The sequence below is a fragment of the Beijerinckia indica subsp. indica ATCC 9039 genome (assembly GCF_000019845.1).
GTDB lineage: Bacteria > Pseudomonadota > Alphaproteobacteria > Rhizobiales > Beijerinckiaceae > Beijerinckia > Beijerinckia indica.
Genome location: NC_010581.1, coordinates 3995394 through 4018056 on the forward strand (window position 1 = coordinate 3995394; position 22663 = coordinate 4018056).

The window sequence follows — 22663 nt, forward strand, 5'->3', positions numbered from 1 at the left end:
TCAAAATTTATTGGTGATTTGCGAATCCGTCCGCGCAAGCAGTCCCCCTTCACGATCGAAAACCGCAATATCGAGCAGGATTTCCGTCCCCCGCAACACTTTCGCCGCCGTGCGCCAAGCGGCTTCTGCTACTGGCACCGCGAGATCCAGCCCCGCCTTTTGCGCGATCTCGTAAACTTCCTTGGCACTATTGGCAGCGCGGATCGCCTCATGCAGGGAGGAATTCGCCTTCGGAACTTGCGCCGCGAGCCAGGCGAGATCCACCGAGCCCCGGCGCGAATGGAGATCGACAAAACCCTGGCCGAGTTTGGTCAATTTGGCGAAGCCGCCGGCGATCGTCACTTTCGCCACCGGATGGCGGCGCAGATATTTCAGCATGCCACCGGCGAAATCACCCATTTCGATCAGGGCCATATCCGGCAGATTGTCGAGCCGTTGGATCGCAGCTTCCGAGGTCGAGCCTGTCGCCCCGGCAATATGATCGAGGCCGGCCGCGCGCGCGACATCCACGCCGCGATGAATGCTATCGATCCAGGCGGAGCAGGAATAGGGCACAACAATGCCGGTCGTGCCGAGGATCGACAGGCCGCCGACGATGCCAAGCCGCCGGTTCAATGTGTGCTCGGCGAGCTTTTCCCCGCCCGGCACCGAAATCTCGACCTCTATATCAGTGCTTCCGCCGAAATGCTGCGCCGCCTCTTCGATCGCGGCGCGGATCATCTTGCGCGGCATGGGATTGATGGCGGGCTCGCCTGGCGGCAGCGGCAGTCCCGGCCGCGTGATCGTCCCGACGCCTTCACCGGCGCGAAAGCTTATGCCCGAACCGGAAACACCTTTCCGCAGCCGAGCGATGATCAGGGCACCATGTGTCACATCGGGATCATCGCCGGCATCCTTGATGATCCCGGCGGCGGCGAACCCTTCACCGCATTCCTCGAAGGCCAGAGTGAAGGCCGGGGTTTGGCCACCGGGCAGGGTAATGCTGACCGGATCGGGAAAATGGCCCGTCAGCAGGGCTTCATAGGCGGCCCGGCTCGCAGCCGTCGCGCAGGCCCCCGTCGTCCAGCCCTTGCGCAAGGGGGATTTTTCACCGCCTTCATCCATCGCCTTGTCTCTTGCTTTCCTATATTGCCTGTATGTCGTCGAATGCGAGAGGAAATGGAACGGCTTTGAGCAACCCCCACTCCGCCCGAGGCCTCATCATCGCCGCGCCGCGTTCGAGCAGCGGCAAGACCATGCTCACGCTCGGCCTGATGCGGGCCTGGCGCAAGATGGGTGTCGCCATCGCCGGCACCAAGAACGGGCCGGATTATATCGATCCCGCCTTCCACGAAGTGGCGACCGGCCGGCAGAGCTATAATCTCGATACTTATGCCATGCCGCCGTCCCTGATCCTCGCCCTGGCGGAAGAGGCGAGCCAAGACGAGGCCATTATTCTTTGTGAAGGGTCGATGGGCCTCTTCGATGGCGTGGTGGCGCCCGAGGGGCGCAGTGGTGCCTCGGCCGATCTCGCCGCTCTTTTCGGCTGGCCGGTCGTACTGGTACTCGATGTCAAAGGCCAGGCCCAGACGGCGGCCGCCATCGTCAAGGGCTGCGCCACTTATGATCCGCGCGTGCGGATCGGCGGCGTGATCTTGAACAACGTATCCAGCGAGCGCCATCGCGTGCTGATTACAGAGGCAATCGCGCAACTCGGCCTGCCGGTGCTCGGCAGCCTGCCGCGCGATGCGGCCATGGATTGGCCGGAGCGGCATCTTGGGCTCGTCCAGGCACGCGAGACGCCCGATCTCGAAAGCAAGCTCGAAGCGCTCGCCGATTTTGTCGCGGCCAATGTCGATCTCGCTGGCCTTCTCGATCTCGCGCGGGAACAGCCGCTCGCTATTCCCAGCCATATCCAGACCTTGGCCCCGCCCGCGCAAAATATTGCTATCGCGCGGGACGAAGCTTTTTCCTTTCTCTATCCGCATCTGCTGCTCGGCTGGCGGCGGGCCGGTGCCGAATTCACCTTCTTTTCGCCGCTAGCCGATGAGCCCGTGCCGCACCATTGCGATTTCTGCTGGCTGCCCGGCGGCTATCCCGAATTGCATGCCGGCCGGTTGGCGGCGGCGGAGCGCTTTCTGGCTAGTCTCGGGTCCTTCGCGCAGCGCGGCATTCATGGCGAATGCGGCGGCTATATGCTGCTCGGCGAAAGCCTCACCGATGCGGCGGGCAAAGCGCATCGCATGGCGGGCCTGCTCGGCCATTCCTGCAGTTTCGAGAAACGGCGCCTGCATCTCGGCTATCGGGAAGCGCGCCTTGCCGCCGATGGCGCGCTGGGTGCCGCCGGGAGCCTTCTGCGCGGGCATGAATTCCATTATGCCACCGTGAGCGAGACGCATGATGAGCCTTTCGCCGAAGTGCATGACGCGCAGGGCAAGCTGGCGCATCCTGGCAGCCGACGCGGGCGCGTCAGCGGCAGTTTCTTCCATGTCATCGCACCGGCCTCCCTGATGCTTGCACCATGAACTTTTGCACTGTGAGTTTGCGGCGATGAGCACTTTCGATCTTCAGGCCCGGCTCCTCTACCGGGACGGCATGATGCTCGTCCTCGACAAGCCGGCCGGCATTCCCGTCCACAAAGGCCCGAAAGGTGGCGACAATCTCGAAGCCTTCTTTGATGATCTGCGGTTCGGCCTGCCCCGCCGCCCGGCCCTGGCGCATCGGCTCGATCGCGACACATCGGGATGCCTGGTGCTCGGCCGTCATCATAAAGCGCTTGAAAAATTGGGTCTTTTGTTCAAGCAGGGCAAGATCGCCAAAACCTATTGGAGCGTGGTCCTAGGCGGACCGACTGAAGACGAAGGCCTGATTGATTTGCCGCTCGGGCGGCGTGATGCCGAGCGCGGCTGGTGGATGAAGGTCGATCCCGAGGGCGCGCCGGCGCAGACCCGTTGGACAGTGCTGGCGCGCTCCGCGGATCATTGTCTTCTGGCTTTAAAACCCTTGACTGGGCGCACGCATCAATTGCGGGTGCATTGCGCCGCGCAAGGATTTCCGATCCTCGGCGATCCGGTCTATGGGCCGGCGGATCACAAAGGCGGCGAAACCCTGCATCTCCATGCCCGCGCCATCGAGATCCCGCTTTACAAGAACAAGGAAGCGATCAAGGTCGAGGCCCCTGTGCCAGCGCATATGCGGCCGGCGCTCATGGCGCTCGGCTGGCGGGAGGAGACTCAAGACCGTCCGGAGGTCTGACGCATAAATCCCAAAAGGCGGAAAGAATGGCGTCAGACCCAAAAGTGGATTGCACTTCTGGGTCTGATATTCACCGGGGATCATGCGGGACGAGTCCCGGAATTCACCCTTTGAGGAAGGAAAAATCTTTCGGCGGGTTCGCGCATCCCATCCAGAAATGAGCCCCCATTTTTGGGAGGGTTCTATGGATTTTCAAGCATAACGTGCATTTGATCCAATGCCGATCGACTATCTGCCGGGAGAGTGGATGGGCAATGGCGAGCGCCGTTGCATGCTTGGTCCGAAACTCTGGAAGCTGCCTGCGCCATATCGCATTCATCCAGAGCCACAGCCCCTTGAAATAAGACCCTTCATAAGGCTGAAAGTGAAAATCGCGTTCCCCATTCGCATTGATATAGGTCACGGGGGGAGCATAAGACGCTGGCCCGAGAAGCGTATTGCATCCCTCTGTGCGGCACAGGCGTCCGGGAAGGCCAAGATAAATAACACGATCCATCTTTGGCCGACCGCATGTCGGACAAGAATTCATTAGCATACTCTCTTTATATATAGTCGATATCAAGCCAAGTATTGGCTTGATTATTGATCATATTGGACACACCTCCAAGTTTACGCGGCAATAGGGATTGCCTCTCCTATTGCAGGAAGCAGAGAATATTTTATCGCTCTATAGTATAGCAAAAACCATAAAGAGTGATCGTTGGAATATTCTGGAATTTTTGCTTTTCACTTGAAAAAGGGAAAGCTCCAGAAACGAATAGAACGTCCTTATCCGCGTGATGACACGGCGAGGAGCGACGATTGCTCCGCATTCGACCCCAACCTTCAGCTTTGCCTGCTGGCCATGTTGGATCCTTGCGAAATCAACCTCTTATTGGACTATCGGGGAAAACAAAGGGGATCAATGCGGCTTATGGCCCCGGGAACCAGGACGTCTTTTCTGGATTTGTAAGCTCTTCGCGAGGCGCAACAGGAAGCAATAAGCGACATTTCATCGCAATATATCCTGTTTACTTTTCTTTATTGACCAAAAGAGCCCATCGGCTCGGGTCAATTGCTGACATATTGGCGCAGCGCCGCCTCAACCGCCTTGCGCTGATCGGGCGATAATTTGTTCAATTCCGCGTCAAGCCATGCGTCCTTGAGGCCCGCGGTGCGTGCCAGCAAATGCCATTTCATCGCTTCGACGGGATTGGGCGCCACGCCCCGGCCGGCAATCAGCAGTCGCGCCAGGCGATTTTGCGCGACGGGATTGTTCTGCACCGCAGCCTTCAGAAAATATTTGGCGGCCGCCGCCTCATTCTTTTCGACACCAATGCCATTGAACAGCATGATCGCATATTCGATCTGGCCCTCGATATTGCCATTATCCGCCGCCTGGCCGATCCAGAACGCGGCGCGGGCCTCGTCCTTTTCGACGCCATTGCCGTTGCGATAGAGGAGCCCCAAGGCATAGGCCGATGCCGCATCGCCGAGCTTGGCGGATTTTTCGAAATCACGCGCCGCCGTCACGAAATCCGAGGCGACGCCATTATGCTCGATCGCCATAATGCCGAGATTATAGAGAGCGCCGGCATGATCTTTCTCGGCCGCCTGGGTGAAGAGGATTTTGGCGCCCGGCCGGTCTTCCGGCACGCCGTCCCCACGCATTTTGGCGCTGGCGAGCGCGAATATGCCCTGCCGATCACCCCGGTCAGCGGCGAGCTTGTACCACCGCGCCGCCTCGGTCGCGTCGCGTCTCACGCCCAGCCCCTGGCTATAAAGCTCGCCCATGAGAGTCATGGCGGCCCCATCATTGGGATTTGCATCGATGCGCTTCATGGCCTCGCGCAGGGCCGTCGTGTAATGGCCGCGTTGAAATGCTCCAAAGGCGAGATCACCGTCAGGGCGCCCCTCGCCCGGCTTGTCGGGCGTATCGATGGGCGAGGCCAGCGTTACGCCCTCTTGCCGTGACGAGGTCGCTTTAGGCATCAACATGGAAGAGCCCCAAGGAGCGCCCATGGGTGCGCTCAAGGGATTGCTCAAGGGCATAGAGATCAGGGGAGCCTCAGACGGCGCGAGAGGGACACTCTTGCCAGCCTTTTGTCCTTGTGCCCGCGCATCCATTCCAGCACTGAGCAAGGCAAGACTGAAGGCCAGGCTCACCGGCAAAACCCTGTTTCTCATCCAATGACTCTTGCAAGAATGCTCGCAGCCGCTTTTGACCCTGTTCATCATCGGGCGGGCATGGGGCTCGAAGTGCATTTTTCCATGGCCTCGGCAATGACGGCAGCGGGACCGCGCGGATCCTCCCAGACGATACGGCCAAGCGCAATGAAATCGGCGCCCGCTTGCACGAGGGCCGGCACGTCTTCGAGCCGATGCGCCTGGCCGACGCAGGGAACCTGGAAAATTTCAGCCCACCAGGCGATGCGTTCGAGAAGGTCTTCCTGTTTTTCCTCGACATCCGGCAAGCCGAACATGAGATAATCGGCGCCGGATTCGCCGGCGATCATGGCCGCATCACGGTTCATCAGCCCCCCGACGCCCACGATGCGGCGCGGCTGCATGGCCGCGATCGCCGCGTCGAGAACATCCTTATGCGTCTCGGGATCGGCCTCGATATGGACGCCATCGGTATCGGCGCGCGCCGCCAATTGCGTGTCGTCCTCGATCAAACAGGCAACACCCCTTTGCTGCGCCAAAGGCGTGAGGGCGCGAATGATCGTCTTGGCGTCACCACGCGCTTGATCGGCGATCCGCAGCAGGAGGCAGGCGACATCGCCGGCGTCGAGCGCCGCCTTGAGGCGAGGGGCGAAGGCCTCCGCCTCGTCGAGCAAGGGCGTGATGAGATAAAGACGCGGAGCGGCATCGGACATTGCGGAGGAGAACTCTTTGAAAAAGGGCTTGCAGACCTATCAGCCTGGACTGCCAGGAATTTTGGCCGGAAATATGCTCCTATAGCATCAAACTTGGAAGCATCTACCCCTTTTGGATAAGTTGATGCGTTTATAGAGACTTAGAGCATCCCCACGCCTGTGACTCACCAATGGTGATGGAATAAACGACAGTCCATCGAGGCAGAAATCTTGCTTGGACGACATTAAGTAAAATATGAGAATGAGGACATTTACCGAGGCACGATTCTCAATTCGCGCGCGGATTCCCATAGGCTTGTTAGAGCATACCTCCAAAGCTAAGCTTTCCGGGCAAGAATTATCCCTTAAAACGGAGAGATGGAGAGTATTTCGTGATCTTGCAGGCTTGATCGGACGAGAAACGCGAAGGGTATGGACACATTGGCTGGCGTGGAACCCGAGGCCGTGGCCGACGCATCGGCCTCTTCCCCTTCCCTGCATGCGGAAGTCCTTGCGAGGCTGCGTGATCATATTGTCGAGGGCAAGATCGCCGAAGGCGCGCGCGTGCCAGAAAAGGAGCTCTGCGCCTTATTCGGCATTTCGCGGACGCCCTTGCGCGAGGCGCTCAAGGTCCTCGCGTCCGAGGGTTTGATTGAATTGCTGCCGAACCGGGGGGCCCGCGTGCGGCCGCTTGATGTCAAGGAAATCCGCGAATTATTCGATCTGATGGGCGGGCTGGAAGCCCTGGCTGGCCGACTGGCCTGCGAAAATCTGACCGAGGAGGAATTTCTCCGCATCGAGGCCGCGCATCACGAAATGTATGGCTGTTACCTGCGCCGCGACCTCAGCAAATATTTCAAATATAATCAGGACATCCATCGCATGATCGTGGAGGCCGCGCATAATTCCGTGCTCGCAGCAACCTATGCGGCTTTCGTCGGCCGCCTGCGCCGGCTCCGCTATTCGGCCAATCTCGACCGGCACCGCGACCGCTGGGGCGAGGCCATGCGTGAGCATGAGGCCATTCTCGATGCCCTGCGCCGCCGCGCGCCGCAGGATCTCAGCGAGATCTTGTTTCATCACCTACGCAACAAACAGATCGCCGCCGTCGAATATTCCACAGATCTCGAACTGGCGAATGCCGAGGCTCTCAAACCCAAAGGCAAGTCCAGGCTCAAGCCCATGGCGCAACCGAGCGTGCTTGCACACGGCGAGGATATACAGGACACCGCGCTGCCACAGGAAAGCCCACCGCGCTGACCAATATCTTGCGCAACTGACAAGTTTGCTGCGCGCCATTCCCCAAAATCGTGTGATGATCATTGCAGGCGATTTCAGCCCGGCCGGGGCAGGGTTCCCGCGAGACGAAGCAGCGCCATCGCTCTCCTGAGAGAATCCACGAAAATCCTTATCATGCATTTCCTTTCGAAGCGGCTTTGGGCAGCACTGCGAGCAATTCACTAAAATTGAATTATAAAAATACATTTATAAACGTATTTTTGAATTCAATTTAGCTGATGAGCTGAGACGTAACAGGGTCAAGAACGCTCATAAATCACCAGGCCACTCTCTCTTTCGATAGAAATTCGACGTGTTTTACTCAGACTTTCCCCTCTAGAAACAGGCTAGCGAGCCCGTCTCTGACGCTTTCCCCCTCTTGAGCCAATTGCAATCTCAAAAAATGAATGCAATTCTGAGGCATCAATCCACTGCTCCTCCAGACAGGGCCGCATTGAGGGAGAACGCCATGACGACGCAGCAAGGACGCCATTTTCTGCAAATCCCCGGTCCGAGCCCGGTGCCTGAGCGCATCCTGCGCGCCCTTTCCATGCAAGTCATCGATCATCGCGGCCCGGAATTCGGCGCTTTGGGCCGTGAAGTGCTCGCGGGCTGCCAGACCATCTTCAAAACGTCCGGTCCGGTGGTGATCTATCCTTCCTCCGGCACCGGCGCCTGGGAAGCGGCGATCGTCAACACTTTGTCGCCGGGCGATAAGGTTCTCATGGTCGAAACCGGCCATTTCGCCACGCTTTGGCGCAAAATGGCTGGCCGCTGGGGGCTCGATGTCGATTTCCTCGCCGGCGATTGGCGTCACGGCGCCGATCCGGCCGCGATCGAGGCCAAACTGGCCGAAGACAAACCCAAATCGATCAAAGCGGTGATGGTCGTCCATAATGAAACCTCGACCGGCGTGATCAGCCGCATCGCCGAAATCCGCAAGGCGATCGATAAGGCGAACCATCCGGCGCTTTTGATGGTCGATACGATTTCCTCGCTGGGTTCCGCTGATTATCGGCATGAGGAATGGGGTGTCGATGTCACGGTGAGCTGCTCCCAGAAAGGCCTGATGCTGCCGCCGGGTCTCGGCTTCACGGCGATTTCCGACAAGGCGCTCGCCGCCTCGAAAACCAATAAAATGCCGCGCTCATACTGGGATTGGGAAGAAATGCTGAAGCCGAACGCCAATGGCTTCTTCCCCTATACGCCGGCCACCAATCTGCTCTATGGCCTGCGCGAGGCGATCAAGATCCTTCTCGAGGAAGGCCTCGACACGGTCTTTGCCCGCCATCAGCACCTGGCCGCCGCCACGCGCGCGGCGGTGCGGGCCTGGGGGCTCGAAATTCTCTGCCTGGAACCGGCCGAATATTCGCCGGTCCTGACCGCCATCCTCATGCCACAGGGCCATGACGCGGATCAGTTCCGCGCCCTTGTTCTCGAAAAATACAATATGTCCCTCGGCGCCGGCCTCACCAATCTCGCTGGCAAGGTGTTCCGCATCGGCCATCTCGGCGAATGCAACGAACTCACGCTCATCGGCACGCTCGGCGGCGTCGAAATGGGTCTGGCCGCGGCGGGCGTTCCGCATAAGGCCGGAGGTGTTCTTGCGGCGATGCAGGCCCTTGGCGATCTAAACACCGCCGTATCGCAACTGGCGGCCGAATGAGCCTCACGAACGCGCGTCCTTCTTCCTTTTGGGACCGCTTTGTCCGGCCGGGAAGCCGCAAGCAGCTTCTCCCGCCCATCTGTCGCCTGTCCGTTACGAAAAGCGGGTAGGCGACAAGAGTTCGGCGATCGCGTTCGAAAACTGTCGTGAGCATGACACGTATGCGTCCGCGCAAGCGCGGATCCATGAATGCGTTACTTGGAACATGAGTGCGTCACTCGAAACCGGAATCGGGCGCGATGCTCTCGATCTTTGAATGCGTCTCAACTTTATCCAAAAGTGAGCACCACTTTTGGTTTGGTACTCAAGCTCCATGAACCGCCAAGGAAAAAGGCGCTGGGAGGATAGGCATGGGCTTTAAACCGAAAGCAACGCACGGTGTCCTGGCGCTCCTGTGCGTCATGTATTTTCTGACCTATGTTGATCGCGTCAATATAGGAACAGCGGCCAGCGGAATTCAGAGAGATCTCGGGCTGACCAATATCCAGCTCGGCTTCGTCTTCTCGGCTTTCGCCTACCCTTATCTGCTGTTTCAGATTTTCGGTGGCTGGATTTGTGATCATTGCGGCCCGCGCCAGACCTTGTTCTGGTGCGGCGTGACCTGGGCGATCGCGACGATTCTCACAGGGTTCGCCGGCGGATTGACCAGCCTGGTCCTCGCCCGTCTCCTCCTTGGCTTTGGCGAAGGCGCGACCTTCCCGACGGCAACGCGCTCGATGCAATCCTGGGTGCCCATCGGCAAGCGCGGCTTCGCACAGGGGCTGACCCATGCCTTTTCCCGTCTCGGCAATGCCGTGACGCCGCCCATCGTGGCGGCTCTCATGATCGCCACGACCTGGCGCGGATCCTTCATCCTGCTCGGCGTCCTGAGCTTCATCTGGAGCCTTGCATGGGTCTGGTACTTCCGCAACGATCCCAAGGATCATCCGCATATCCAGGCAGCGGAACTGGAAACCCTGCCGGTTCGCACCGAAAGTGCTATTAAGCCCAAGGTGCCATGGGGACCGCTGGCTCGCCAGATGTGGCCGGTCACCCTCACCTATTTCTGCTATGGCTGGTGCCTCTGGCTCTATCTCAATTGGCTCCCTTTGTTCTTCAAGAACAATTTCAATCTCGACATCCAGAATTCGGCTTTGTTCGCTTTCGGCATCTTCTTTGCCGGGGTCGTCGGTGACACGCTCGGCGGCTTGATCTCGGATCGCATTCTACACAGGACCGGGAATCTGCGTCTCGCGCGGCTCGGCGTCGTCGTCCCGGGTTTTGTCGGCGCCCTCCTGTCGCTGCTGCCTTTGTTTGTCATCACCGACAGGACGATCGTCACTTTGTGCCTGACCGCGGGCTTTTTCTTCGCGGAACTGGTCATCGGCCCGATGTGGTCGATCCCCATGGACATTGCGCCGAAATTCTCCGGCACAGCGGCAGGCCTGATGAATATCGGCTCGGCCGCGGCAGCGATCGTGTCGCCACTGGCGATCGGGCTCGTCATCGATATGACCGGCAATTGGAAATTGCCCTTCAACATATCGATTGGCCTTCTGTTGATCGGCACCTTCTCCGCGTTCCTGATGCATCCCGAAAAGCAGCTCACTGACAAGGACCCCTCGGTTCCCTTTGCCAAACCGCTTCCTGCAGAATGAAAACAGACATTGGAGCGAGCCGCGCTTCAGTTTAATGCCTGAGTTTTGACAGCATCGGCTCCGCGGTCGCTGAGCCGATGCTTGTTTGATTCTGATCGCTGTTTGGTTCTCAAGGGACGAAGGCTTCGTGAGTGCGCCAAGACCGAATGGAAGGAGTCAAACAAGAATCACTGAAAGCCGCAGGGTGATCCGTCTCCCCTGAAAACGTCCGCCATTATCCTGTGCGGCCGGCCGCCTCATCTGGTAACGACACCGCGATGCCGAATGGCAAGAAATGCTTCATGTTGCAGGTGACAATGTGGAGATCATGCGCTTTCGCAATGCCTGCGATGACAGCGTCTGCCATTCCCGGGTCATGTCCCGCAGAGATCGCCTTGGCCTCCAACTGTCCGGCAATCGCGGCCGCAGAGGCGTCGAGGCCAATGATCTTGTCGTCATAAGTGGAAACCAGACCGGCGAGCCAGACCTTCAAGCCCGCCGCCTTTGCAATCGCTCCCTTGTGCTCGAGCAGCGTAATCCCCTTTTCGATCTCGTGGATCGTGACAACCGGCAGGAACAGCCTGCCTTCGTTGTCCATGCGTTCCAGCCAGTCGAGAAACACTGGGGAGGCCTCGGCCCGCGAGGGTGAGAGCATCGAAATGACGTTGGTGTCGAGAAGAAACCCAGTCAAAGCTCGACATCCCGCGAGGGTGCACGGTTACGTTCGAACTCTCCACCAGGAAAGGTCCTGAGATAGGCGACAAGGCCGGAGCGTTTCCGCTCGATCGCCTTGCGCGCGATCTCTGCCGCTTCGACGGAAACCAAGGCAGCGACAGGCTTGCCGTGACGGGTGATTGTCACGAACTCGCCCTTGATGGCTTCATCGACAAGACTGGAAAAGCCTGCCTTAGCGTCTTTCAGATTGATGGTCAGCATCGGACAACCCGCCACAAAGTAGTCACTTATGACTACAATAGTCCTTCCAATGCCAAAATTCAACCGCACCGGGTGATGATGAGAACTATGTCTACGCGATAGCCCTCCTTTAAGCCGGCTGGCCCCGCACCGCAGTGCCGCGAAAACACCCCGACGCCGCAAGGGCGCGATGCGGTCGGGAAAGATTTAAGCTCTACGCGACCGCGCCATGAACGAGGTCTGCAATGGGGCCGACTGCGGACTGTCCGCTCCCATCCCTCCGATCTGGGACAGCCGCCGCGCGATTTCTCAAAGCCGCCATTCGGCGCGGAGAACCTCCGATTGGTCAATATCGGCACTATGACTGTGAAACTGCTGATTTAATACCGGCGGGAGGAATCCCGAATTGAGCTTTGAACGCTCGGCTGAAAGCCGCATCGGAGTCGTAACCCACCTGCCTGGCGACATCGCCGACACGGGCATTGGCCTGGCTGAGAAGCCCGTGAGCAAGGGTGAGCCGCCATCGATTCTGGTAGGACAACGGCGCTTCCTTGACCAGGGAAGAGAACCTTTCGGCAAAGCTGGACCTGGACATTCCGGCCGCGTTTGCCAGGTCGGCCACGCTCCATTTGCGGAAAGGTTCGTCGTGAATGGCCTTGAGGGCGCGGCTGATGCGGGGGTCCCCCAACGCGCCCAGCCATCCTGTGTCGCTGGCGTTCTTGGTCTGCGCCCAGGTTCGGATGACGCGGATGATCAGAACGTCGATGAGGCGCGAGATCATGACCGAAGAGCCGGGGTGCACCACCTGGGCTTCCATCATCATGAAATAGGCCAATCCCTCGAGCCATCCGCCAGTCTGGCCGCCCGACTTTGCAATATGGATCACGGCCGGAAGGGCTGAGACGACCCATGGCACGGCGGTGCTCTCGAAATGGAATGCCCCGGCGATAACCCTGGTCTGTTCGCCATTGCCGCCATGGCGAAGACCCAGCTGTTCTGCCGTGAACTGCTCTCTCATCAAGTCGGCGGCGTCTGCCGCAGTCGCATCGCTGCCATCGCCGAGGATATGGCCGGTTCCTCGCGGCAGCATGACGAGGTCGCCTGCGACCGCCTTCACGGGGGGAGCGTCGGCCGCCTGCGCGATCAAGCTTCCTTCCAGGACCACGAAGAAATAGGCCGACCCCGGCTCGAACCGCAGCGCCCATGGGTGGCTCAACTCGGCGGAAAACACCAATTCCCCGTGTAGCCGTACGAGGTCGAGCATTTGGGACAACAAATCGACTCGAGAGGCGAGCATGGCCCCAAATCCGGACGATGGAGCATGTCTTGCGGGGTTCCGATCATGGTGTTCCATGTCGCCAAACCGTAAGTTCAAGAGGTCTTCAGAGACGAAATATGCAGATAAACCGGGATGTTACCGCCGACGCCAGATTTTACCGGTCCGACGGAAACTCCGCCGACAGCATTGCAGATTATCTGCACGCAAATCAACTGCGCTCATGCGCAGCCAATGGAGCACCAAAATGAAAACCCTTCTTATGTCCGCCCTCGTTCTCTCCACAGCCATGCTGGGCGTCGTTCCGGCGTTTGCCCAAACCGCTCGGCCCGCAAAGGCCATCAAGAATATCGTGCTGGTTCATGGCGCCTTTGTCGATGAGACGAGCTGGGACGGCGTCGCCGCCATCCTCACCGCCAAGGGATACCACGTCGCTGCCGTCAAGAACCCGCTGACCTCGCTCGCTGACGATGTGGCCGCCACTGACGCCGTGCTTGACGCACAGGACGGTCCGACGGTCCTGGTGGGGCACTCCTGGGCCGGTGTCGTGATCGGCGAAGCCGGCGACAACCCGAAGGTGGCATCGTTGGTCTATGTTTCAGCCTTCGCACCGGACAAGGGCGAGACGGTTTCCGCCCTGGCGGCGCACGGACCCGCCACACCAGGCGTCAAGGCGATCCGCCCCGACGCCAAAGGCTACCTCACGATCGACCCCGCGGTGTTCCCCAGCGCCGTGGCCGGCGACCTGCCCAAGGAAGTCGGGGAGCATTTGGCGGCCCACCAGATGCCGATCAGTCACACCGCGTTCGACGCAGCCACGGAAGTTACCGCCTGGCACGACAAGCCGAGCTGGTATGTGCTCACTTCCGAGGATCAGGTTCTCGACCCGCATGCGCAGGCTTTCTTCGCCGAGCGGATCAAGGCCAAGGTGACGACGGTCAAGGGAAGCCACGCTTCGCTCGCCTCGCATGCCGCTGAGGTTGCCGCGGTCATCGAAGCTGCGGCAGGGGCCAGGTAACGTCGTCAATAATCCGACGCCGCCGCCGGCTCTCCGGTGGCGGCGTCGCGTGCTCGTTGTTCCCAGTTTCCTTCGCCCAAACGGGGCACGGTCGAAGGGACCGTATGACGGTCAAGCCCCGCGGGCTCGATCCAACAGCCGAACCAGGAAGGACCTAGGAAACGACAGAGCAGCACCAGGGCGGGACGCACTGACGCCATAGTCGCTCGAACAAATAAGCGCTTCTTTCCAGACCCTCTGTCCAGAACCGCCCGTTCGTTTCCCATCCCGCTCCTGACAAGCTGTTGATTTACCCGGCCATCCGCTTTCAGGTGCTCGATAATACAGCCCCTACGACCGACATGGGGCGCACTCCTCGCTATACTCGGCCGGCGGCGATACGAACTTTTCTGCCGCAGAACGCCGCCATTTCTACGCTCTCTTGCGCGCGGCTGCGCCTCTTCCGGATACGAGAGCGTACGTTCGGTGATTATGCGCAATGAGTTGAGTCATCTGCAGAATTTGGCGCGCCCGAAGAGATTCGAACTCCTGACCCCTAGATTCGTAGTCTAGTGCTCTATCCAGCTGAGCTACGGGCGCCCTCTTGAGATTGGCCTTGCTTCAATCCTCGTGCCTTGCACGATTTGGGAGAAGGTCTCAAGATTTGTGACCATTTAACGGCTCGCGCGGCTTCTGGCAATAGGGAGCTGAACGGTTCGTACGCTTCTTTTGTTTCGAAGCCTCTTCACATCCGAACGGTCGTGGTTTCCATCAGATCTGGCAGGGCGATCCGGAAGGTCGCGCCAATGCCTCCCGTCATCGCATCGGGCAGAAGGCTGATCGTGCCGCCATGCGCGCGCACGAGATCGGCGGCAATCACTAGGCCAAGACCCGAACCGCCTGCTCGCGTCGAATTGAAGAAGGCGACGAAGAGATCCGCCCGCGCCCGGTTCGGAACACCTGGGCCGTTATCGGCGACATCGATCATCACGTGATTGTCCTCGCGCCACGCCTTGACCATGATGTAGGGATCACGGCCGAGCGTCGCCTCGACACTCGTTAAAGCTTCCGCGCCGTTGCGGACCAGATTCATCAAGACCCTGAAAATCTGTTCACCATCGGCGACCACCTCGAAATCTGGCTCCACCCCATTGATGAAGCGGACCTTGCACGGCATCGAAAGCGTGACGGTCTCGATCGCCTCGGCGACGATTTGATGCAGGGACACAAGTTGTGGCTGCGGCGGATCATCCACGGCGCGGCCATAGGCAAGCGTCGTCTGGCAAAAACGAATCGCCCGGTCGAGCGTCGCGACCAGCTTGGGCGCCAAACGCTGCGCCAAGGGATCTGGGACATCGCCCAGACGGTCTGACAGCAATTGCGCGGAAAAGAGCATATTGCGCAAATCGTGATTGATCTTGGCCACGGCGAGCCCCAAAGCCGCCAGATGTTTCTTCTGATTCAGCTCACGCGCCAACCGGTCCTGCATATTGGCGAGCGCCACCTCGGCTTGGCCGATCTCGTGATTATGGCCGGAAGCCTGGATGATGCGGGACCGGTCCTCGGGGTTCTGGGCGAAGTCCACAAGGCTCTCGGTCAGGCGGCGCACGGGATTGAGAATGAAGGATTGGATCGCGATCGCCGCCATGCCGCCGACGAGGATGCAGAGCGTCAGGGTGATCGTCAGGACACGCAAGGAATAATCGGAGAACACCCGTTTCATCTTTGCTTCGTCCATGGTGACCTCGATCGCGTCACCGCCCATCGGGGCGTCGCCGACGATCGTCAGAACACGGTCAGGGCGGGCAAGCAGGGCACGCATCGTCGCGCGGATGGAGGTCAGGAGATCCGTATGGCGCAGGTCATAGGTCTCGTCGACCTCCAGAGGCAATTGCGCCGCAGCGAGCATGCGCTTGGTCCCGTGTGATTTCAGGACGATGATGCGGGCGCCGACACTGTCCAGCAATTCCTGCGAAAGATTGGCCGGCGTCATGGCGCGCGGCGATGCATCAAGCACCAAGGCGGCGGTATAGGCGGCGCTCAGCCGATTGCGCAGCCAGCCATCGCGCCATGTCGAAAGCGCTGGCAAGAAGATCAAGGTTTCGCCGATGAAGACGAAGATCATGATCAAGAGCAACCCGCGCGTCGTCAGCCCGATGCGCAAAGCCTTGTGCGCGCGCGGTTCATGAGCCGTGGCTTCCGCGATATGATCGGGACTGACGGATGTCATGCTTTCAGCCATGGACGAACCCAAAAACCCCTGAGCAAGGACTTGAAAGGCACGGAAGAAAGATGGGCTTTCAAGCAAATGTGCCTTGCTCTCGAGAGGATGAATCAGGACTATTGGGCGTGGTTATAACCTTGCGATTGAAAACTTGTGCCTAAAATGCCCTTCATACAAGGGGCGTGGTCGGCTGCCTCCGCGCTTGCTTTTATGCAAGACCTATTGCCTGGGGACAAAACGCCGACGAAACGCCCGCGTAGAGCCGCATGCAGCACACGGATGGCCAACACCTTGATATTGTCCATTTTTCCGCCCTTGACTCGAGGGAACCGCGATTTCGAAGCGTCGGATTTTTACGAACTTATCATTCTCGTTACGGCGTGACTCGTAAAATTCTTTTCCTTTGGCAAAATTCCACACTATATAGACGTGCGCGTGCTGCGACCGTCCAGTTGCATTGGAAATGAGCACGCGAAAAGATCCACTTCCGCAACCGTTCCGTCACTGGTCCGTCCGCATGGTCTGGGTCGGGGGCGACTGAGCCCCGGGGGCGTGAGCGTCCGCGCGTGGATTTCTGGATCGAGCCCTTTAAACCCGATTTCAAGGCGCGCATGACGCAGGATTTGCCAAGCTCTCCCCTCCCACTGCGGACAGATGAAGCCAAAGGCTGGAGCAAGCCGGTCGCGACCGCCGTTTTGGTGCTCGCCGACGGCACCGTCCTGCGAGGCTCGGGCTTCGGCGCCATCGGCGAGGCCGTCGCCGAAGTCTGCTTCAACACCGCGATGACCGGTTATCAGGAAATCCTGACCGACCCGTCCTATGCTGAACAGATCGTCACCTTCACCTTTCCGCATATCGGCAATGTCGGGACCAACGAAGACGATTTCGAAACGACCAATTTCGAGGCGCAAGCGAGCGTGCGCGGGCTGATCGTTCTCGCACCCATCACCAATCCTTCGAATCATCGCTCGACGAGCCATTTCGACGCCTGGCTGAAATCACGCTCGATCATCGGCCTTTCCGGCATCGATACACGCGCCCTAACGACGCTGATCCGCGAAAAAGGCATGCCCAATGCCGTCATCGCCCATCATCCGGATGGGATTTTCGACATCGAGGCCCTGAAAGCCAAGGCTGCGGCCTGGCACGGCATAGACGGAATGGATCTTGTTCCGCCCGTCACAAGCAGCAAGCCGCATGAATGGACGGCAACCGGCATCCTTCCCGCCCGTGCCTTGCAGCCCAACAATGGCGAGAACAGGCATCGTGTTGTCGCCATTGATTATGGCGTCAAGCGCTCGATCCTGCAGCTCTTGACCGAGGCGGGCTGCGCGGTCACCGTCGTCCCGGCCACCGCATCAGCGCAAGAGATCGCCGCCCTGGAGCCGGACGGCATTTTCCTGTCCAATGGCCCTGGCGATCCCGCCGAAACCGCCAAATATGCGGTGCCGATCATTCAGGATCTTCTGGAGCGTAAAATCCCGACCTTCGGCATTTGCCTCGGCCATCAGATCCTGGCCCTGGCGATTGGCGCCAAAACGCACAAAATGCGGCAAGGCCATCACGGCGCCAATCATCCGGTCCTCGACAAGACCACTGGAAAGGTCGAGATCGTGTCGATGAACCATGGCTTCGCTGTCGATATCGAAACCTTGCCGCCACAAGCAGTCGAGACGCATCTCTCTCTTTTCGACGGCACCAATTGCGGCATTGCGCTCACCGACCGTCCTGCCTTTTCGGTGCAGCACCATCCTGAGGCCTCACCCGGCCCGCGCGACAGTCATTATCTCTTCCAGCGTTTCGTCACGCTGATGGAACAGGCGAAGGCCTGAGCGTCATCGGACCCTGGGCAATTTCGGGCAGGGAAGAGAACGGCATGGATTGGCGTCTGTTCTGGGACCGCGACGATCACTCGATCTATGTGAATGCGCGACACAAGCAATTGCATTTCGCGCGGGTTGCCAATGATCTTCTCGCGCTTTTGCCGGACCCGCCTCTGCATCTTCTCGATTATGGCTGCGGCGAGGCCTATGAAGCCCGGCGCATCGCCGCGCATTGCGGCAGGCTTTCCCTCTATGACGCCGCGCCAAGCGTTCAGGCCGGCCTTAAACGGCGTTTCGCCGGCAGCGCCTCCATCCAGGCTTTGGACGATGCGGATCTCGCGGGCCTGGCACCGGGAAGCATCGATGCGATTTTGTGTCTCTCCGTGCTGCAATATATGTCGCGCGAGGAATGCGAAGCCTTGCTCGATGTCTGGCACCGCCTGCTGACGCCTGGAGGCCAATTGATCCTCGGCGATGTCATCGCGCCCGGCGCCCATACCGTGACCGATATTACTTCGCTCCTCGGCTTCGCGCGGGAAGGGGGTTTTCTCGTCGCGGCCCTCCGCGGTCTCGCCGTCACTTTCTTTTCCGATTATCGTCGGCTGCGGCAGAAAATCGGCCTTTCGACCTATGATGAGTCCACCATCATGGACATGCTCGCCGCGCATGGTTTTGCCGGCCGGCGCGCTCCGCGCAATATCGGCCATAATCAGGCCCGCGTGACTTATATCGCAACCAGGCTTTGACCCTTTGCTTCAGGCCAGCGCAATCGCCGCGACATGCCGGCCGTAATCCGGCTCGTTGCGATGCACCGAGCGGCGATAGGAATAAAAGAGCTCTTCTTCCCGATAAGTATCCAGGCCGAGATTTTCAAACGCACCAATACCAGCTTGCACCAGGCGCATCCCGATAAAGCCCGGCAGATCGAACATTTTGTGCCCCTCTTTCTCGGAAGGGGTAAAGAAACGCGCGTGGTCGGGCGCACAGTCAAGAAAACGCTCGAAAAATTCCGGCCCGACTTCATAGCTTGCGGGGCCGATCGTCGGCCCAAGCACGGCCGCTGTTCTGTCCCGCCGTCCCCCCAAGCTTTCCATGGCATCGAGCGTGGCTTCCAGCACGCCGCCCAAGGCCCCCTTCCAACCCGCATGAGCCGCGCCAATCACTTTGGCCTCCGCATCAGCAAAGAGGATAATGCCGCAATCGGCCCCGGTCACGCCGAGCCCCAGGCCGGGCGTCGCGGTCACGAGCGCATCACAGCGGGGCCGCTCGGTGAAAGGCGCATCAAGGATGACGGCATCGGCCGAATGGATCTGATAAGGCACGAGCAGGTTTTGTGGCTCGACGGACAGCAATGCCGCCATGCGCCGGCGGTTTTCGGTCACGGCCTCGACGGCATCGCGCGAGCCGACGCCGCCATTGAGCGTTGCATAGAGTCCCTCCGAGACACCGCCCTGGCGGGTGAAGAATCCATGCCTGACCGGCAAGGCTTCCAATAGTTTTGCCTGCAGAGCCAAAGCTTCGCTCATAACATCCTCAAAATCCTGGTGGGAGGGGAAATCCCGGCGCGGTCACGGCCAAAACCTTGAACAGAGTCCCCATGCCGGCTTGGAGACTCATCCCTTGGTCGCCGGCAAGGCCAGAAGAGGGAAAATCATCCCCCGCCAGGCGCGCGACGGCCATGTGAAGGGCCTCCATCTGTTGCGGATTGGCACGCCGCGCCAAAGCTTCGGCGCGTTCGACGAGGCCGAGCCGGCACAAAAACTCCCCTTGCGTCACGGGGCCGTAAATCTCGGCGCCGCCCGCCCGCGCCGCCTCAGTGAGGCGCGTGAAATCGACATGGGCCGTCAAATCGGCCTCCCCTGCCGCTTCGAGAGGGTCAACGCGCCGATGATGACGCAGCGCCTGCAAAGTCTCGCCGCCGCCGAAACGGCCAGAAGGCGCGGCATGACCATAGTCGATCGCCAAGAGGACGCCACTGACGCGGCTGATGCGCGTTGCAAGCCGATGCATTGCGGAAACGGCTCCCGCATTGATTTCCAGCACCGCCCCGGGTTCAGCCGCAATGCCCGTGAGTTCAGGCGCCGCCTCGGCGGCAAGACCAAACTGGAAGCCGCCTCCAGCGGCAAGGCCGACCAGGCGTTCGTGCCAGCCCGCTCGCCCGCGAATGAATTGGCGCAGGGGCAGACAGTCGAAAAATTCATTGGCGATGCAGAGGACAGGCGTCTCTTCTCCACCCGCGAGAAACATGTCCATGCTCTCATGCCAGATCAAGGGGTGGCCGGTCCCCGCCAGAATTTGCTCCTGCACACGCCGCAGAACCGGATTAGCTTCGACGAGATGAACCTCGATCGCCGCCGAAAATGCCGGCACGGCACGCGCCGCCCGCAAAAGGTCGGCCATCAAGGTACCGCGCCCCGGTCCGAACTCGACCAGGGCGATGCGCGCCGGTGCCCCCATGGTGCGCCAGACTTCCGCCGCCCATAGACCGATCAATTCGCCGAACATCTGGCTGATTTCCGGGGCGGTCACGAAATCGCCCTCGGCGCCAAGCGGCATTTTCGCGCAATAATAGCCAAAGGCCGGATGATAGAGGGCGAGATCCATGAACCGTTCGAGACTGATCGGACCTTCCTGCTCAATCATTTCGGCAATCAGCCGCTGCAAAGGCGTGGGGTCGGAAAAAACCTCGTTCATGCTGTCTCCAGCTTGGGGGACGCGGCCCGGATGACTAGGAAAAGTCCAATCAGCACCAGGGGCAGGGACAAGAGCATGCCCATGGTGGCGCCGCCGAACAGAAAGCCCAATTGCGCATCCGGCTCGCGGAAAAATTCGCAACCGATCCGGGCCAGGCCATAACCCAGCGCGAACAGACCAGTGACGAGGCCCGGCCGGCGCAGTGCGCCAAGACGAATGGCGATGAAGAGAATCACAAACAGGACAATGCCTTCGAAAAAGGCTTCATAGAGCTGACTTGGATGCCTTGGCAGGGAACCGGCGCCGGGAAACACCATGGCGAAAGGCACGAAGTCAGGATCCGCCACACGTCCCCAGAGTTCGGGCTTGATGAAATTGGCGATTCGTCCAAGGCAAAGCCCGATTGGCACCGCCGCCGCGGCCAGATCGGTGAGCACGGCGAGGGGAATAGAGCGCCGCCAGGCGAGCAGACCGATGGTCAGCGCCGTGCCAATCAGCCCGCCATGAAAGGACATGCCCCCCTTCCAGAGGCTCAAGCTTTCGAGCGGATGTTCGAGATAGAAATCGGCATTGTAAAAGACGACATAGCCGAGACGCCCCCCGATAATGACGCCCATGGCCGCGTAGACCAGAAGATCATCGACCTCGAGCGCTGACGGCGGCGTTCTGCGACCCCAGAGCACCGGCTGGGCGGCAAGACGGCGCGCATAGGCCCACCCGAGCAGCAGGCCAGCGATATAGGCGAGCGCGTACCAGCGAATGGGCAAGGGGCCGAGCCAGACCAGCACCGGATCAATAGCCGGATAGACGAGCATAAGGGGCATGCGAAATCCCTACAGCATCAAGACCAGGAATGGACAGACTTTTTGGTGAACTTGATGCATTTTCAGAAAGATAAAGCGTTACACCCGATTCGGGATCGACACACCGTTCCAAAAATTCATGCGGTGATGCTATCCCACCCGCCATGCGTCAAGCGAGCGAGACAGGTTCTTCCCAATCCGGCTGGCGCGGCCACGCGATCGGGATAAACTAGCCTATATCCATGGAGAAAAAACAAATGCCCCAGAATCGGCTCTTCGATGATTTCACGCGGCTTATGACCGATGCCTCGGATGTCGCACAAGGCATGCGGCGCGAGGTGGAAACCATGGCCAAGGGCCAGATCGACCGGCTGCTCGCCTCGATGGATGTCGTGAGCCGGGAGGAGTTCGAAGCGGTGCGACAGATGGCCATCCTGGCCCGCGACGAAAACGATAGACTGGCGCTTCGCGTGGCCGCACTGGAATTGCGCCTGGCCCGTGCCTTTCCCGAGGAACAAGACCCTCTCGCGTGAGGGAAAATGCGCTTTTTGGGCCCGGCCCCGCGACGCCCCCACGACACCCAATGTCTCGCCATCGAACGCTTTTCAAACCGACGGGCGGCCCTCATTTCGCCGCCCGCACGCTCTTTTCCCGCCTTGGTCCTCTTGCCTTTTGCGCCAAGGGAGCCTTTTATCAGACCAGATTCCTGCCGTTTCAAATCACCGAACACGTCCCACCCACTTCAATAGCCCAATTCAAGGAACAGACCATGAGCGCAAATCCCGCCGTCGGCGGCATTCCCGCGATGGATTATCCGGAACATGAGAGGACCTACCAGCGCTTCATCAGCATGGTGAAGGTGACCATCGTCGGTTCGATCCTCCTGCTGGTCGTCCTGGCCCTCGTCACGCTCTGACAAGACCGGCGAATACCAAGTCCGTCATCCTCGCTCTCCTTCTTTGCCGTTGGAGAGCGTATCGGAGCCTTTTCCGATCATCATTCCGATTCGCTCCCTGGCCCATGGAAATTTGACGCGCGCAAACGCGTTTGGGGCAGCGAGTCGGCAATAATCAATAACATCAGGGTGGACATACACGGGCTTTCCCGCACGGGTTCCCGCGGACCGATCCTTTATTTCCTTTCTTGGTGCTGTATTTCGATCGCACTTGGTCCCATCGGGCCGAGAGCCTTCGACCTGTCCGCACGAGTTGCGTCCAATAATCTGGCTGAAGTGAAAATACATTCAAAAATTTAGAACATAATACTCAAGTCTGATTGCACATTCGTATGAATGCATCAT

The 22663-nt window shown here is 59.6% G+C and carries 21 protein-coding genes and 1 tRNA gene; 10 read left to right on the plus strand and 12 right to left on the minus strand.

The window, feature by feature from the left end:
• Complete coding sequence (locus tag BIND_RS17875) at positions 1-1104, minus strand: cobalt-precorrin-5B (C(1))-methyltransferase (RefSeq protein WP_012386422.1); 1104 nt, start codon at positions 1102-1104, stop codon at positions 1-3.
• 32 nt (positions 1105-1136) lie between these two features.
• Between BIND_RS17875 and BIND_RS17880 the strand changes: the two genes are divergently transcribed.
• Entirely contained in the window at positions 1137-2504 is a 1368-nt protein-coding gene (locus BIND_RS17880) for a cobyrinic acid a,c-diamide synthase CobB (RefSeq protein ID WP_050764218.1), read from the plus strand.
• 25 nt (positions 2505-2529) lie between these two features.
• Positions 2530-3234 carry an RluA family pseudouridine synthase gene (locus tag BIND_RS17885; protein WP_012386424.1) on the plus strand — a complete coding sequence of 235 codons (705 nt, stop codon included), beginning with the start codon at positions 2530-2532 and terminating at the stop codon, positions 3232-3234.
• A gap of 1050 nt (positions 3235-4284) precedes the next feature.
• Here the strand turns inward: BIND_RS17885 and BIND_RS17895 are convergent.
• Together BIND_RS17895 and BIND_RS17900 are read right to left on the minus strand one after the other, a co-directional pair.
• Positions 4285-5400: a tetratricopeptide repeat protein gene (locus tag BIND_RS17895; RefSeq protein ID WP_244395917.1), complete on the minus strand. Its 1116-nt coding sequence runs from the start codon at positions 5398-5400 to the stop codon at positions 4285-4287.
• Positions 5401-5447: 47 nt separating this feature from the next.
• Positions 5448-6092, minus strand: a complete 645-nt coding sequence (locus tag BIND_RS17900; protein WP_012386427.1) for a thiamine phosphate synthase — start codon at positions 6090-6092, stop codon at positions 5448-5450.
• Positions 6093-6503: 411 nt separating this feature from the next.
• On the opposite strand from BIND_RS17900, the gene BIND_RS17905 reads away from it, so the two are divergent.
• From BIND_RS17905 to BIND_RS17915, 3 genes are all read left to right on the plus strand, one after another.
• On the plus strand, positions 6504-7331 hold the full coding sequence (locus BIND_RS17905; RefSeq protein ID WP_012386428.1) for a GntR family transcriptional regulator: 828 nt from the start codon (positions 6504-6506) through the stop codon (positions 7329-7331).
• 487 nt (positions 7332-7818) lie between these two features.
• On the plus strand, positions 7819-9015 hold the full coding sequence (locus tag BIND_RS17910; protein WP_012386429.1) for a pyridoxal-phosphate-dependent aminotransferase family protein: 1197 nt from the start codon (positions 7819-7821) through the stop codon (positions 9013-9015).
• A gap of 350 nt (positions 9016-9365) precedes the next feature.
• The gene (locus tag BIND_RS17915) at positions 9366-10652 is read left to right on the plus strand and encodes an MFS transporter (RefSeq protein ID WP_012386430.1); all 1287 of its coding nucleotides are present in this window, start codon (positions 9366-9368) and stop codon (positions 10650-10652) included.
• Between the two features lie 214 nt (positions 10653-10866).
• Here BIND_RS17915 and BIND_RS17920 read toward each other — a convergent pair whose 3' ends face one another.
• The 3 genes from BIND_RS17920 to BIND_RS17930 all read right to left on the minus strand — a co-directional run bounded on the left by BIND_RS17920 (position 10867) and on the right by BIND_RS17930 (position 12843).
• Positions 10867-11322 carry a type II toxin-antitoxin system VapC family toxin gene (locus BIND_RS17920; protein WP_012386431.1) on the minus strand — a complete coding sequence of 152 codons (456 nt, stop codon included), beginning with the start codon at positions 11320-11322 and terminating at the stop codon, positions 10867-10869.
• A complete protein-coding gene (locus BIND_RS17925) occupies positions 11319-11567 on the minus strand; it encodes a type II toxin-antitoxin system Phd/YefM family antitoxin (RefSeq protein ID WP_012386432.1) in 249 nt (82 codons plus the stop codon). The genes BIND_RS17920 and BIND_RS17925 overlap by 4 nt, the downstream gene beginning before the upstream one ends.
• A gap of 337 nt (positions 11568-11904) precedes the next feature.
• Positions 11905-12843: an AraC family transcriptional regulator gene (locus BIND_RS17930; protein WP_012386433.1), complete on the minus strand. Its 939-nt coding sequence runs from the start codon at positions 12841-12843 to the stop codon at positions 11905-11907.
• Positions 12844-13069: 226 nt separating this feature from the next.
• On the opposite strand from BIND_RS17930, the gene BIND_RS17935 reads away from it, so the two are divergent.
• The gene (locus BIND_RS17935) at positions 13070-13840 is read left to right on the plus strand and encodes an alpha/beta hydrolase (RefSeq protein WP_012386434.1); all 771 of its coding nucleotides are present in this window, start codon (positions 13070-13072) and stop codon (positions 13838-13840) included.
• 5 nt (positions 13841-13845) lie between these two features.
• Here BIND_RS17935 and BIND_RS21475 read toward each other — a convergent pair whose 3' ends face one another.
• The 3 genes from BIND_RS21475 to BIND_RS17945 all read right to left on the minus strand — a co-directional run bounded on the left by BIND_RS21475 (position 13846) and on the right by BIND_RS17945 (position 16049).
• On the minus strand, positions 13846-14040 hold the full coding sequence (locus BIND_RS21475; RefSeq protein ID WP_148210685.1) for a hypothetical protein: 195 nt from the start codon (positions 14038-14040) through the stop codon (positions 13846-13848).
• A 302-nt stretch (positions 14041-14342) separates the two neighbouring features.
• A tRNA-Arg gene (locus tag BIND_RS17940) sits at positions 14343-14419 on the minus strand.
• A gap of 145 nt (positions 14420-14564) precedes the next feature.
• Positions 14565-16049 carry a sensor histidine kinase gene (locus BIND_RS17945; protein ID WP_148210686.1) on the minus strand — a complete coding sequence of 495 codons (1485 nt, stop codon included), beginning with the start codon at positions 16047-16049 and terminating at the stop codon, positions 14565-14567.
• Between the two features lie 605 nt (positions 16050-16654).
• On the opposite strand from BIND_RS17945, the gene carA reads away from it, so the two are divergent.
• Both carA and BIND_RS17960 read left to right on the plus strand, forming a co-directional pair.
• The gene (gene carA, locus BIND_RS17955) at positions 16655-17875 is read left to right on the plus strand and encodes a glutamine-hydrolyzing carbamoyl-phosphate synthase small subunit (protein ID WP_050764220.1); all 1221 of its coding nucleotides are present in this window, start codon (positions 16655-16657) and stop codon (positions 17873-17875) included.
• Between the two features lie 44 nt (positions 17876-17919).
• Positions 17920-18612, plus strand: coding sequence for a class I SAM-dependent methyltransferase (locus BIND_RS17960; RefSeq protein ID WP_012386437.1), 693 nt, complete (start codon positions 17920-17922; stop codon positions 18610-18612).
• A 9-nt stretch (positions 18613-18621) separates the two neighbouring features.
• Here BIND_RS17960 and pgeF read toward each other — a convergent pair whose 3' ends face one another.
• From pgeF to lgt, 3 genes are read right to left on the minus strand one after another with little or no spacing between them, the layout of a single operon-like run.
• Positions 18622-19392, minus strand: coding sequence for a peptidoglycan editing factor PgeF (pgeF, locus tag BIND_RS17965; protein ID WP_012386438.1), 771 nt, complete (start codon positions 19390-19392; stop codon positions 18622-18624).
• A gap of 7 nt (positions 19393-19399) precedes the next feature.
• Positions 19400-20560, minus strand: coding sequence for a class I SAM-dependent methyltransferase (locus BIND_RS17970; RefSeq protein WP_012386439.1), 1161 nt, complete (start codon positions 20558-20560; stop codon positions 19400-19402).
• A complete protein-coding gene (gene lgt / locus BIND_RS17975; protein ID WP_012386440.1) occupies positions 20557-21384 on the minus strand; it encodes a prolipoprotein diacylglyceryl transferase in 828 nt (275 codons plus the stop codon). Before lgt ends, BIND_RS17970 begins: the two co-directional genes overlap by 4 nt.
• A 236-nt stretch (positions 21385-21620) precedes the next feature.
• Between lgt and BIND_RS17980 the strand changes: the two genes are divergently transcribed.
• Positions 21621-21896 carry an accessory factor UbiK family protein gene (locus tag BIND_RS17980; RefSeq protein ID WP_012386441.1) on the plus strand — a complete coding sequence of 92 codons (276 nt, stop codon included), beginning with the start codon at positions 21621-21623 and terminating at the stop codon, positions 21894-21896.
• A 236-nt stretch (positions 21897-22132) separates the two neighbouring features.
• Positions 22133-22279: an aa3-type cytochrome c oxidase subunit IV gene (locus tag BIND_RS21480; protein ID WP_148210687.1), complete on the plus strand. Its 147-nt coding sequence runs from the start codon at positions 22133-22135 to the stop codon at positions 22277-22279.
• The last annotated feature ends 384 nt before the right edge of the window (positions 22280-22663 follow it).